This is a genomic window from Bradyrhizobium valentinum (genome assembly GCF_001440405.1).
GTDB classification, from domain to species: domain Bacteria; phylum Pseudomonadota; class Alphaproteobacteria; order Rhizobiales; family Xanthobacteraceae; genus Bradyrhizobium; species Bradyrhizobium valentinum.
This window is the reverse complement of sequence record NZ_LLXX01000236.1, coordinates 37,464-50,242: the sequence shown is the minus strand read 5'-3', so window position 1 is coordinate 50,242 and position 12,779 is coordinate 37,464. Positions and strand designations below refer to the sequence as shown.

The window sequence follows — 12,779 nt, the reverse complement described above, 5'->3', positions numbered from 1 at the left end:
GGTGACTGGGCGCGATCTCGCGCCCACGCTTCGCTTTGCCGAACGGCTGGCTTCCGTGTCCAAGCCGGTCTGGGTCCGGTTCACTCTCGTTCCTGGTGAAACCGACGACCCCGCCAATGTCGATGGAATCGCGCGCTTTGTCGCGCCTATGAAGAACGTCGAGTGGGTCGAGGTCCAGCCGTTCCACCAGATGGGGGCGTTCAAGTGGGAGGCCATGGGCCTTGAATACAAGCTCGCCGACATGAAGCCGGCAAGCAAGGACCTGGTGAATCGTGTGATCGGACAGTTCCGTGACGCGGGTTGCCACGTGCGTTGACAATCAGGGAGCCGGCCGACCCCGGAGCGGACATGTTGGATCTTGCACGCGACATCCTCGGAAGCCAGCCGATCCTGACGGCGTTTCTGGCGATCGGAGTTGGCTATCTGGTGGGTCAGATCAGTGTCGCGGGGTTCTCGCTCGGGGTCGGCGCCGTCCTGTTCGTCGGCCTTGCGATCGGCGCCTTCGCCCCGAAGGCCCAGATCATCGGGCCGATCGGCCTAACAGGCCTGATCATGTTCCTCTACGGTATCGGCATCCTTTATGGCCGGCAGTTCTTCGAGGGCATGGTGGGAGCGGGCCAGAAATACAACCTGCTCGCGCTCGTCGCCTGCCTCGCGGGCCTGCTGGTCGCGCTCGGTCTGGGGCACGTCTTCGGAATCAAGATCGGCCACACCCTCGGCCTCTATGCGGGGTCGATGACCAGCACCGCCTCCCTGCAAGCAGCGCTCGACGTGATGAAGAACAAGGATCCGTCGATTGGCTATTCGATCGCTTATCCGTTCGGCGTCATCGGGCCGATCCTGTGCATCTACTTCATGACTCGCGGGGTGCGTCCGAAATTCCCGGCAAAGGCGCAGCGGTTCCACATGGGCGAGATCGCGATCGGCGATAGCGTCGCCGGCCGAAAGCTTGGCGACTTGATGGCTGGCCCGCTCGCCGGCGTGCAGGTGACCATGATGCGCCATGGCGGTCGCAACTTCGTGCCGTCTCCCGACGTCGTGCTTGCCACGGGCGATGCGGTCATGGTCACCGCCGAGCGCGAAAGCGACATCGCCAATGTCGCTGCCCAGCTTGGCCGGCTAGAGCCGGGCCGTCTCGCCAGCGACCGGGCCGACCTGGACTACATCCGAGTCTTCGTAGGCCGCGCCGCCATGGTCGGCGTGCCGTTGTCGGGCCTACCTATGCCGGCGGGATATCCGACGCACCTATTACACGTTCGCCGCTACGACGCGGACCTGGTGCCGGCGCCGGACCTGATGCTGGAGTTCGGAGACCGCGTCGGCGTGCTGACTCCGCCGGAGCGGAAGGAAGAGATCCGGCGCCACTTCGGCGACACCGTGAAGGCGGCCGCCGAATTCAGCTACGTCTCGCTCGGGATCGGCATGGTGCTGGGTGTCCTACTGGGGCTTATTCCCATTCCAATCCCGGGCGTCGGCGTCGTCACGCTCGGCATTGGCGGCGGACCGCTGATCGTGGCTCTCATCCTCGGCAGACTGCGCCGAACCGGCCCGATGCTCTGGACCATGCCGCTGCCGGCGAACATCGTGCTGAGGAACTTCGGCCTGGCGATGTTCCTTGCCACTGTCGGTGTCAACGCCGGGCAGCCTTTCGTCCGCACCGTCGCCGAATCGGGATTCACTATGCTGTTCATCGGGGTCGCGGTGCTGCTGACGACCGTCGCCATCGTCCTGCTGGTCGGGCACTTTGTGATGAAGATTCCGTACGACGATCTCGTCGGCGTCGCCTCCGGCGCGACAGGAAATCCAGCCATCCTGGTTTATTCGACCAAGATGGCGCCGACCGAGCGTCCAGACATCGGCTACGCCATGATCTTCCCGTCGATGACGCTCGTAAAGGTGATCGCCGTGCAGATCGTCGGCCTGCTGGCGGTCGGCGGCGCGCAATAGGGGGCAGGGGCGACATGTCGGACCGAGCCCCCGCGCCGCAGCCCCCAATCTTCAATCTGCAGGCCTACAGCCCGGCGGAGATCAAGGAGGCCGTCGAGAAGGTAGGCGTCAAGAAGGCGGATCTGCCGGTTGCGGCCTCCCTGATGCTGGCGGTCGTTGCCGGCGGCGGCGTCGGCTTCGGCGCGCTCTATTACACCATCGTCGCCTCCGATCCCGGGCTCGGCTTCGCCGCGACGCGCGTGCTCGGCGGGCTGGCGTTTACGCTCGGACTGGTGCTCGTCCTGGTCGGCGGCGCCGAACTGTTCACCGGCAACAACCTGATCGTGATGGCTTGGGCGAGCGGAAGGGTCTCCACCGCGACGATGCTGCGCAACTGGACCGTGGTCTATTTGGGCAACCTCGCCGGCGCGCTCGGCCTCGTCGTCTTGGTCTTCCTGTCCCATCACCTCGACATGAACGATGGGCGCGTTGGACTGTCGGTGCTAAATACGGCCGCTGGAAAGATCCGGCCCGATGTGATGACGCTGTTCGTCAAGGGCATCCTCTGCAACGTACTGGTATGCGCGGCCGTCTGGCTCGCCTATGGGGGAAGAACGGTGACCGACAAGATCGTCGCGGTGGTGCTGCCCGTCTCGGCCTTCATCGCGGCCGGCTTCGAGCACTGCGTCGCCAACATGTACTTTCTACCGCTGGCATGGCTGCTGATCCAGACGGGGCATGCTCCAGAGGGGTTCGACGGCTCGGCGATCACGGTTGCTGGAATTCTCCATAACCTCGTTCCGGTCACGATCGGCAACATCGTGGGCGGCGCCGGCATGGTCGGCATCGTCTACTGGGCGATCTACCGCGCGGCCTTCGGCAAGGAGCGCCTCGGCGGGAAGTAGGTCGGCACAAGAGTTCGACAAACACGGGAACCAAGGATGATGACTATGTCGCTGCGGAGCACCGACTGGGAGCCGAAAAGGAAATGCCCGTGGGCAAGGGGGACACCGTTCGGCAATTTTTTACAGCCCTCGGAAAGGACAGGTTTGAAATCAATGTCGCTCCATGGGGCGAAGGGTAGTTGAAAGTGAATGGTCAAGAGGTAGCAAGGACCGCCGAAGCCACGGACCGGCGCCAGGCCTTCACAACCTTAAAGCAGGCGAACGATACCCTGCATGCATTTAGCGGCTGTGCCTTAAGAAACCACTTGGCGTGACGAACGAGCACATCGGCGTGTCAAGACCTCTATTCTGCTGCCCGGGATCGAGATCACACCGATCCGGAGAGTTTCCAGCCGATCAAGCAAATGCGGTTGATACAGTTTGATGGTCGCACTTGGCAGCCGATCGGCGACGTCATCGAAAGCGCGTTTTCGGATACGCCAAAAAACTAGCGCGCGAAAGCGCGGGGACTCGACCATTGATCTAGGTCAAGCCCCGATCCAATGAGCGTTGAAGGCTGTCGTCGGGTGCTGATTACAACGGGCTGCGGGCATCTTTGGAGCTCAAATGCGCGACACCCCACCAACAGGAGGAACAGCCATGTTTCGTTATGCTCTCGCTGCTCTCGCAGCAGTCGTTCTAGTCGGCGCCAGCCTCATCCCGGATGACGCGTTCGCGCGTCGAGGTGGCGGCGGCTATCGGGGTGGAGGCTTTCACGGCGGCGCCGCTCATTTCCGTGGCGGCGCGGTTCATGCTGGTCGTGTCGGCGTTGCCGGCCGGGGATATGGGGTTGCCGGACGGGGCTATGGATATCGTCCGATACCCGGTCGTCCGATAGCGCGCACGGCGGTTCGCAGAGGCGTCTATCGCGGAGCCGCGTACGGTGCGGCGGCCGGCGCCGTGGCAGCAGGAGCCTACGGCTATTATGGCGGATACAATAGCGGCTGTTACCAGAACGAATACGGCGCCTGGGTCTGCCCGCGTCAGTATCCGTATTGAGCGCGCGAATTCGGGTGCGCTTGGCGGTAAGGGCCCGATGCCTGCCGGTCTCGGGCACTTGATGGGCCGCGCGCTCGACACGTTGACGACTGCATGACGGCTGCCGGAGCTTCGGTTTGACTCCGCTTTGAACCGACCGGCAGCCCCGAGCGATGCGCGTACCCGGCTTTGTGACGGCAAGCACTTATGTGGGCAGCGCATTTGTCGCGTCGGAAGGTGCTCATGAATCCATTGCTGAAGGAAATCCGGCACAATCCTCTGCTGTGGCTGCTGGCGTTCGTGCCGGTGCTGTTCATCGCGCAAAACATCAAGCCGGACGCGCACACGCTGCTTTTCGTACTGTCGGTCCTGGCAATCGTGCCGCTCGCCGGGCTGCTAAGCCACGCCACGGAATCTGTGGCGGCCAAGACGGGCGACACCGTTGGAGGCCTGCTCAATGCGACGCTCGGAAACCTGACAGAGCTCGTCATCGCGTTAACCGCGCTGCACGCCGGGCAATATACGCTTGTGAAGGCATCGATCGCCGGGGCGATCGTGACCAACACGTTGTTCATGCTTGGCATGTCATTTCTGCTCGGCGGGCTAAGGCACCATGTGCAGGAATACGACAGGGGCAGCGCACGGCTGCAGGCAAGCCTGCTTTTCCTGGCGACGATCGGGATCCTGATTCCCTCAGCAGTCTCCGAAGCAGATTCAGCGGCCGGATCGGAGTTTACCGAGAAGTTGAGCATCGGCCTGTCCGTGTTGCTCATCGTGGCCTATGGTCTGGGCCTGCTGTTCTCGCTGAGGACCCATCACGAATTGTTTGGCGGGGCTGGCCACGCCGAGTCTGCCGAGACGCCTTGGCCAATGGGGTTGGCCCTGACCACGTTGGCCGGCGTCACCGTACTGGTCGCGCTGGTGAGCGAGATTTTCGTCGAGTCGGTGCAGCACGCCGCGCTGACGTTTGGAATGACGCCGGCCTTTGTCGGCTTTATCGTCGTTGCGCTGGTGGGCGGCGCTGCGGAAATGGCCTCGGCTTTTTCCGGCGCACGCAAGAACCGGCTAGATCTGAGCGTAGGCATCGCGCTGGGGAGTGCATCCCAGATCGCGCTTTTCGTGGCACCGGTATTGGTGCTGCTGAGCTACGTCATCGGGCCGCAGCCGATGAGCCTGCAATTCTGGCCTGGCGCGGTGGTCATGATGCTTATCGCGACAATGACCGCATCGCTGGTGACCAACAGCGGCCGCTCGGCCTGGTTTGTCGGTGTGCTCGTGCTGATGGTGTACCTGATCTTTGCGATGACGCTTTACCTGTTGCCACCCCGGACACAAGGCGAAAGCAAACATGCATCGATCACGATCACGCATGTTGGTGTGCCTGAAGCCTAGTTGGTAGGCAGGCTGATTTCGCCGACGCTACGCCGCATACTCGCCTTCGCTCCAGGAGGTTCACTCGTACGAGGCGCAGACGCCAGCCTGCCATCGCACACACCTGCGGATGGCTCGGCGAGTCTGACGGACGGTAGTCCGTGCCACGCATACGCCATTGACCCGTGTCCTGCCTGGCCCGCAGCCGACGGCGATTTGCGTCACCACGTCTTCTACCTGAGGAGGCGGCGCCGGTGTCATGCCTTGTGCCGATGTTGCAAGCAACAAGACGAAGCCAGCCACAGCTATCAATCTGAGCATAGTCGTTCTCCCTTAGATGTTCAAGGAACGTTCCGAGGCGGCCCGAGCCGCCCCGGTTGGATCTCAGAAGCTCATTGGCAGACGTGCATCAGGTCGTCCTCAAGCTTGACCATGGTACCGGGCTTGCACCTGATCGCGTTGCGGGTTGCATAGTCGTCCCACCCGCTATAGCCGTACCAGGGCCCACCCGCGTAGTAGGCAGTCACTGCGTAGTGAGGTCGTGTGGCTATCGGGCCGGTAGCGGCGTAGCCGCCGGTATAGGCCGCGCGGGCACCCCGAACCGTATCGCTGTAGTAAGGACTGCCCGCGTAGTATCCGGCACCGGCACCGACCGCTGCAGCGGTGCCGACGGCCGCCGCAGTGCCGATTGCAGCGCGCCTGTTCTGCCGGCGCGCGACGCCGGCAACGCTTACGGGGGTAAGCGGTCGACCGACCCGTGCTTCAGCATTCTCGATCGATAGCGAGAGGCCGCTCTTCTCAGACCAGCCAAACGAAAACAACGCCGCGAACGCAAATGCAGAAGTTGCGAGAGCAATATTTTTCGTACTCTGTTTCATGATCTACTCCGTTGCATGGATCACGGTAGCGATGCATGTCGTTGCGTTTCGGGCACCTGGTCTTGACTCAGATCAAAGGGATTGAAACGGCGATCACTTCGGGTGTGCCGTCCCATCAGCGTCCATTGCCCGGGAGGACAATGGCCATTGGGACAATACTGCGGGCAGGGCGTTTGTCGTAAACACGTGACAAAAGTTTCTCCCTCAGGCAGGGGGCGCCAATGACTGATCGGTTGGAGTTTGACTTGCGCGCTACGCTGTGCAGACAGCTCGCCAAGCGTGAACCGGAAAACCGAATCTTTTGGATAGCCGAGGCGGAGAGCTGGTCCCGGCTGTCCAAAGAGATAAGGCGCCGCCGCACCGAAGAAAAAATAATCTCCGGCATTACGGCGAGTTTGCGGGAGAAGTCGGCTCGAGCTTTCTTAATTCGGGCGTAGTTGGAATCGCACGGTCAAAGGTCTTAAACGTTCCCGGCGGATATTGCACGCCAGTGCGCTATATCCCCGCACCCGGCTGCATCGAACGCTACCCGACGTACGAAGTCCGGATACTGATTGTACGGTCGTTGCCATCGCGTCGATCGCATTGAGGACTCGGTTAGGAAAGACCTGATCCCGAAGTCACCACATAGCTAGCTGTGATCGCGGCATTAGGACAGCGGAGCTTATTGACCTAGATCAAGCCCGCGAAATACGGATGGCGTTGCGGTGGTCCCCTCAGCAGAGGAGATCGGTATGAAGAAAATCAGCATCAAGCGAGCGTTCCTGGCTGCCGCGGTTATCGGTTTCGGAACGCTCGGATCAGTAACGTGGTCACCCGGCAATGGTCTTTCGCTGTCGATTGAGAGCGCGGAGGCGAGGGTAGGACGGCCGGCGACCCCAATGAGCGTTGCAGGCGTTGCACGACGAACGACGCGGCGCGCGGTGGTCGGCGGAGCGGCCGTAGGTGCAGCCGCTGCAGGCACCGCCTGTGTCCGCGTTCTGGTAAACGGGTCCTATGTCTGTCGCTGAATTGTAACGCCGCGCGCGGGCAAATCTCGGGTATTTGGGCGGGACGTCGCCTGATTAATCCGCGAAGCCGCGCGCGGTCTTTGTCGTGGCAATCAAGCGGCGCGGGACGTCCTCTGACGCTCTTCCATCCCTTCGCCTGTGCAGCGGACAGCCGGGGTTGTCTTTCGATTGAACTGCTGCGATCATTTCGTCGGTCAAGGGCGGGCAGTTTGTCGATGCGAAGTTTCCGGCTGTGGATGGCGGGCGTGATCGCGGCTTCGATCATTACCTATGGTGCCGGCGGCGCCTTTGCGAATCCGCTGACGCCGTTCCGTTATGAATCGCAGGCGCAACGACATTGCCCTGCCGACGTGGTCGTTTGGCTCGATCTCGGCAAGGGAATCTATTACTCGAAGCGGCAACGACGGTATGGAAGCGGCCTTACTGGAAGTTTTGTGTGCCGGGAGGAAGCCCGTAGCAACGGCTATCGCCGCTCGCTGCTGGGGCTGCGGTAGCGCCGAGCGAGTTCGGCCAGGATCCTCGGTGTTCAAGGCAGCTGCAGCATCAGGTGCACCACCTGAGGCGATCCTTTCGAGTGGGTCTGGAAGCCGAACTTTTTGAACAGGTTCAGCATGGCGGTGTTCTCGGGTAACACTTCCGCGACCAATTCCTTGAGGCCGGCGCTGCGTGCCAGGACCGCGAGATGCCGCATCAGGATCGTTCCGATACCCTGGCCCTGATAGGCGTCCACCACGACGAAAGCGACCTCCGCCTGGCCTGGCTGGACCACGATATAGCGTCCGCCACCGGCGATGACCGGGCGTCCATCTTCGGAGATTTCCGCGACGATGGCGACGTGGGATTCAAAGTCGATGTTGAGGAAGAAGGCCATTTCCTGCTCGGAGAAGCCCTTCTTTGGCACGAAGAAGCGCCGCTGCAGCGATTGCGTGCTGGTCCGCCCGATCGCTGTCAGCATCTCGGCCCGGTCATCGGGACGGAGCGCACGGATAGTGATTGGACGGTCGTCGCGAAGATGCTCGCGCACCGAATATTCGGCGGCTTCAGGCATGACAGAAGCTCCCCGGCTCCGACAGTGCACTTGGCCAGCCAGAGCGACCTTTGGGCGCTGCTGCTTGATCTGGATCAAGCGCGAGCTTCGGCGAGCGCCGATAGGCTCCTGAGGCAGGTGATGTTCTATCGGGATGCATCCGGTCCGCGGTCGGATCGTTGCGCGCGTCCACGAGGGCGAAAGCGATGGCCCAGAGGGTAGTTCGGCAGACGACATCCGGAGGAGAGATCATTCTGCTGGCGGTCCGCCTGGGTGCGCTGGCCTTCCTGGTTTACTGGTCATTCATCCTTGTCCGCCCATTCATTCCCATTCTCGTCTGGAGCATGGTTCTGACTGTGGCCCTGTACCCGCCGTACAACTGGCTATCGGTGCATCTCGGCGATCGGCCGAAGCTGGCGGCCGCGATCATCACGGTCATCAACCTTGCGATCGTTATTGGACCGGTGACATGGCTTGGATATGGGGTGGTCGACGGCTTGCAGGACTTTGCTCGGCAGCTTGGCGCGGGCGCCCTGGTCGTTCCGGCGCCTCCCGAAGGCGTCAAGGCGTGGCCGGTTGTCGGCACCCCGTTTTACGAACTCTGGGATCATGCTTCGACAAATCTGAGGGTCGCGCTCAAGGAGATCGCTCCGCACCTCAAGCCATTGGCTGGTCCGGTGCTTGCCTTTGCCGGCAGTGCGGGCCTGGGGACGCTCAAGTTCGTCGCGTCGGTGGTGTTGTCGGGCTTCCTGTTCCATTACGGTCCGGGCCTCGTGGCGGCAGTAAAGAGGATTCAAGCGCGCCTGGTTACACAGCGAAGCCAGGATTTCGTCGCGCTCGCCGGCTTGACGATACGCACGATAGCGCAGGGAGTTATCGGCGTAGCCGTCCTGCAATCACTGCTGGCCGGTATCGGACTGAAGCTTGCAGGCGTGCCTCATGCGGGTGTGCTGGCTTTCCTGGTGCTGATTCTCGCGATCCTGCAGATCGGGTCGGCAATCGTCCTTGTTCCCGTCATCATATGGATCTGGGCTACCAAGGACTTTGGTTTGGCCCTTCCGCTGACGATCTACCTCCTGGTCGTGGGGCTGGCCGACAATATCCTCAAACCGATATTGATGGGACGCGGGCTGAATACGCCGATGCTTGTCATCTTCATCGGTGTCCTGGGCGGGATGCTGGCGCATGGCATTCTGGGGCTGTTTGTCGGGCCCATCATCCTGGCGGTGACCTGGGAACTGATGATGGCTTGGATCCGCGAGGAGCGGGTCGATGCTGCCGTTACCGGTAACGAACAAAGCGCCGAAAAAATCGCCGCGATGCCCAGCATCTAGGCGCATCTTGATGTGGCCGCGCGCTTCAAACGAGATTCCTTCCCCTTGACCTATGTCAATGGTCCCTACCACCCGCGCGCAATCCTGATGCGTGGGCTGCAAGCAATGAGAGATTTGAGCATGTCTATCGACAAGCTGGCCTTCTCGGGCGAGACGCTTCCAGGACTCTTTGCATCCGGCCTCGAATATCTGGTCGATACCGGGCAACGCAGCGTCCTGTTCTTCGACGTCATGCGCGAGCGCGGATTGCAATACCGCGAGCACATGGCTGAAACGGCGCCTCATGTCCTCAACTACCAAGTCGAATTGATTGTCGATGGCCGAAAGCTTCCGCGGCCGGTCAACTACGGCCTCGTGAGCGTGGCTCCGCCGCGCGGGGTAGTGATTGATACCAAGCGCCGCCCCTTTGTCGTGGTCGATCCTCGTGCGGGTCACGGGCCGGGAATCGGCGGCTTCAAGGCCGACAGCGAGATCGGCGTGGCAATGAAAGCCGGCCATCCCTGCTACTTCATCGGCTTCCTGCCCGAACCGATGCCGGGTCAGACCATCGAGGACATCGCAAGAGCCGAGGCTGTCTTTATCGAGAAGGTTATCGCCCTGCATCCGGAAGCCGACGGCAAGCCGTGCGTGATCGGCAATTGCCAGGCCGGCTGGGCGGTCATGATCCTGGCCTCGCTGAGGCCGGAACTGTTCGGTCCGCTGATCATCGCCGGCGCGCCGTTGTCCTACTGGGCCGGCGTCCGCGGCAAGAATCCGATGCGCTACTCGGGCGGGCTATTGGGCGGAAGCTGGCTGACCGCGCTCACCAGCGACCTTGGCGGCGGCAAGTTCGACGGGGCGTGGCTGGTCCAGAATTTTGAGAACATGAATCCCTCAAACACGCTCTGGACCAAGCAGTACAACGTCTATTCGAAGGTCGACAGCGAGGCGGATCGCTATCTCGAGTTCGAGCGCTGGTGGGGCGGTCATGTCAATCTGAATGCCGAGGAGATCCAGTTCATCGTCGACGAGCTGTTCGTCGGCAACAACCTGGCCGCCGGGCGTATCAAGACATCGGACGGCCAGACTGTCGATCTCAGAAAAATATCATCTCCCATCGTCGTGTTCTGTTCAAAGGGCGACAACATCACGCCGCCGCAGCAGGCGCTCGACTGGATTCTCGATCTCTACAGCGATGTCGATGATATTAGGGCTTACGGACAGACTATCGTCTACACCGTTCACGAGACCGTCGGGCACCTCGGAATCTTTGTCTCTGGAGGCGTCGCCAAGAAGGAGCACAGCGAGTTCTCGAGCAACATCGACCTGATCGATGTGCTGCCGCCCGGACTGTACGAGGCAACGTTCGAAGCCAAATCCGCCGACACGGCCAATGCGGAGCTTGCCGGTGGAAAGTGGATCATGCGGTGTGAACGGCGCACGCTGGACGATATCAGGGCCATGGGCGGCAACACGGCCGAAGATGAACGCCGGTTTGCGACAGCCGCACGTGTGTCCGAAATCAATCTCTCGAATTACCGGAAGTTCGTGCAGCCGTGGGTCCGTGCGGCAGTTACTCCCCAAATGGCGGAGTTGATGCGCCAGTGGCATCCTTTACGCGTCTCTTACGAGGCCTTTGGAGGCGATAATGTCGTCATGAAGGGCGTCGCGAGAGCTGCTGACAACATTCGCGAGCAGCGTAAGCCGGCGGCAGAGGATAATCCGTTTGTCAAGTTTCAGGAGGCGGTCTCGAAGAACATCGTCGATGTGCTCGACAAATGGCGCGACACGCAGGAAGCGCTGAGTGAAGCGCTCTTTCTCGGCATCTATGGATCGCCGGTGGTGCAGGCCGCCGTCGGCATCACGCCGGATGCCGACGTTTCGCCAAAGCCGCAGATGTCGTCGGAACATCGCGAACGTCTGGAGGCGCGCATCGCCGAACTCAGATCGCAGGTCGGCAGCGGCGGTCTCAGGGAAGGCGTCATTCGCGGCCTGCTCTATGTCGGAAGTTCGCGGGGGATGGTCGACGAGCGGAGCTTGGAGGCATTGCGGCGGGCTCGCGCCAACGATGCAGGCTCGCGTCTGACGCTTGAGCAGTTCAAGAAGATCGTGCGCGAGCAATTCTTCATATTGCTGCTCGAGCCAGCGGCAAGCCTTGCCGCCATACCCAAATTACTTCCGCCTGACGAAGGCGAGCGGCGTGCCGGCCTGGAGGCAATCCGCAGCGTGCTGTCCGCGAGTGCGGAAATATCCGGCGAGGCAGCGAAGCGGCTCGATCGCGTGACCGAATTGTTCGGTCTCGCCGGAAAATCGCGGGCCAAGGCGTCCTAAGTGGTGGCGATTAGATCGGAGAGTTGGATATGGGCATTGCATCCATCGAAGCAGGCGAAGCCAGACCCGGCGCGAAATACGATCGTCTCATTGCAGCGGCCAAAGCGATCCCGCCGGCGACAACCATCGTTGTGCATCCATGCGACGAAAGCTCGTTGCGTGGCGCAACCGATGCCGCCGAGGCGGGCATCATCAAGCCCGTACTTGTCGGACCATCGGCGAAGATCAGGGCGGTCGCGTTCAAGTACGGTATCGACATCAGCGCATTTGACCTGGTCGATGCGCCTCACAGCGAGGCTGCTGCGGCAAAGGCCGTCGAGTTGATTCACGCGGCCAAGGGCGAGATGCTGATGAAAGGCAGCCTGCACACCGACGAAATCATGCGAAGCGTGACCGCAAAGGCAGGTGGACTGCGTACGGAACGGCGAATCAGCCACGTCTTCGTGATGGATGTTCCGGCCTACAGCGAAACCATCTTCGTCACCGATGCCGCGATCAACATCTTTCCGGATCTCGATGGCAAGCGCGATATCGTGCAGAACGCGATCGATCTGTACACGCAGGCAGGTTTTGGCACGTCTCCCCGGGTCGCCATCCTGTCGGCGGTCGAAACCGTCACATCGAAGATTCCGTCCACCATCGAGGCTGCCGCGCTTTGCAAGATGGCGGACCGCGGGCAGATCACGGGCGGGCTGCTCGATGGGCCGCTTGCCTTCGACAATGCGATCGACCGGGAAGCGGCACGGATCAAGGGCATCAAGTCGGAAGTGGCGGGACGGGCCCAGATCCTTGTGGTGCCGGACCTTGAGGCAGGCAACATGCTGGCCAAGAACCTGGCTTACTTCGCCAAGGCGGACGGTGCCGGCATCGTGCTGGGCGCCCGTGTTCCGATTGTGTTGACGTCGCGGGCGGATTCCCCGAGGTCTCGAATGGCTTCCTGCGCCGTTGCGACGCTCTATGCCGACGGGCGACGCCGCCGTGCCCAGACAGCCGCAGCGTGA

At 61.7% G+C, this 12,779-nt stretch carries 12 protein-coding genes; 10 read left to right on the top strand and 2 right to left on the bottom strand.

Annotated features, from left to right (window positions below):
• The 5 genes from CP49_RS48470 to cax all read left to right on the top strand — a co-directional run.
• Positions 1–316, top strand: a 316-nt coding sequence (locus CP49_RS48470) for a pyruvate formate-lyase-activating protein (RefSeq protein WP_476695639.1), incomplete at its 5' end; no start/stop codon positions are given.
• Positions 317–348: 32 nt separating this feature from the next.
• Positions 349–1,947, top strand: a complete 1,599-nt coding sequence (locus CP49_RS40780; protein WP_057855712.1) for an aspartate:alanine exchanger family transporter — start codon at positions 349–351, stop codon at positions 1,945–1,947.
• Positions 1,948–1,961: 14 nt separating this feature from the next.
• Entirely contained in the window at positions 1,962–2,831 is an 870-nt protein-coding gene (locus CP49_RS40775; protein WP_057855711.1) for a formate/nitrite transporter family protein, read from the top strand.
• 639 nt (positions 2,832–3,470) lie between these two features.
• Entirely contained in the window at positions 3,471–3,869 is a 399-nt protein-coding gene (locus CP49_RS44105) for a hypothetical protein (protein WP_082646489.1), read from the top strand.
• A gap of 222 nt (positions 3,870–4,091) precedes the next feature.
• On the top strand, positions 4,092–5,240 hold the full coding sequence (cax, locus tag CP49_RS40770) for a calcium/proton exchanger (RefSeq protein WP_057855741.1): 1,149 nt from the start codon (positions 4,092–4,094) through the stop codon (positions 5,238–5,240).
• A 371-nt stretch (positions 5,241–5,611) separates the two neighbouring features.
• On the opposite strand, the gene CP49_RS48465 is transcribed toward cax, so the two are convergent.
• A complete protein-coding gene (locus CP49_RS48465; RefSeq protein WP_063791849.1) occupies positions 5,612–6,097 on the bottom strand; it encodes a hypothetical protein in 486 nt (161 codons plus the stop codon).
• Positions 6,098–6,831: 734 nt separating this feature from the next.
• Here CP49_RS48465 and CP49_RS49575 point away from each other — a divergent pair.
• Complete coding sequence (locus CP49_RS49575) at positions 6,832–7,107, top strand: hypothetical protein (protein WP_082646487.1); 276 nt, start codon at positions 6,832–6,834, stop codon at positions 7,105–7,107.
• A gap of 215 nt (positions 7,108–7,322) precedes the next feature.
• Positions 7,323–7,601, top strand: a complete 279-nt coding sequence (locus CP49_RS40755; RefSeq protein WP_156438923.1) for a hypothetical protein — start codon at positions 7,323–7,325, stop codon at positions 7,599–7,601.
• 32 nt (positions 7,602–7,633) lie between these two features.
• On the opposite strand, the gene CP49_RS40750 is transcribed toward CP49_RS40755, so the two are convergent.
• On the bottom strand, positions 7,634–8,155 hold the full coding sequence (locus tag CP49_RS40750) for a GNAT family N-acetyltransferase (RefSeq protein WP_057855709.1): 522 nt from the start codon (positions 8,153–8,155) through the stop codon (positions 7,634–7,636).
• Between the two features lie 158 nt (positions 8,156–8,313).
• Here CP49_RS40750 and CP49_RS40745 point away from each other — a divergent pair, with 158 nt between their 5' ends.
• The 3 genes from CP49_RS40745 (at position 8,314) to CP49_RS40735 (ending at position 12,779) form a co-directional block, all read left to right on the top strand.
• Positions 8,314–9,468, top strand: a complete 1,155-nt coding sequence (locus tag CP49_RS40745; protein ID WP_338060463.1) for an AI-2E family transporter — start codon at positions 8,314–8,316, stop codon at positions 9,466–9,468.
• 120 nt (positions 9,469–9,588) lie between these two features.
• Positions 9,589–11,778: a DUF3141 domain-containing protein gene (locus CP49_RS40740; RefSeq protein WP_057855707.1), complete on the top strand. Its 2,190-nt coding sequence runs from the start codon at positions 9,589–9,591 to the stop codon at positions 11,776–11,778.
• 29 nt (positions 11,779–11,807) lie between these two features.
• Positions 11,808–12,779 (top strand): phosphate acetyltransferase, encoded by a 972-nt coding sequence (locus tag CP49_RS40735; RefSeq protein ID WP_057855706.1) that lies wholly within the window; start codon positions 11,808–11,810, stop codon positions 12,777–12,779.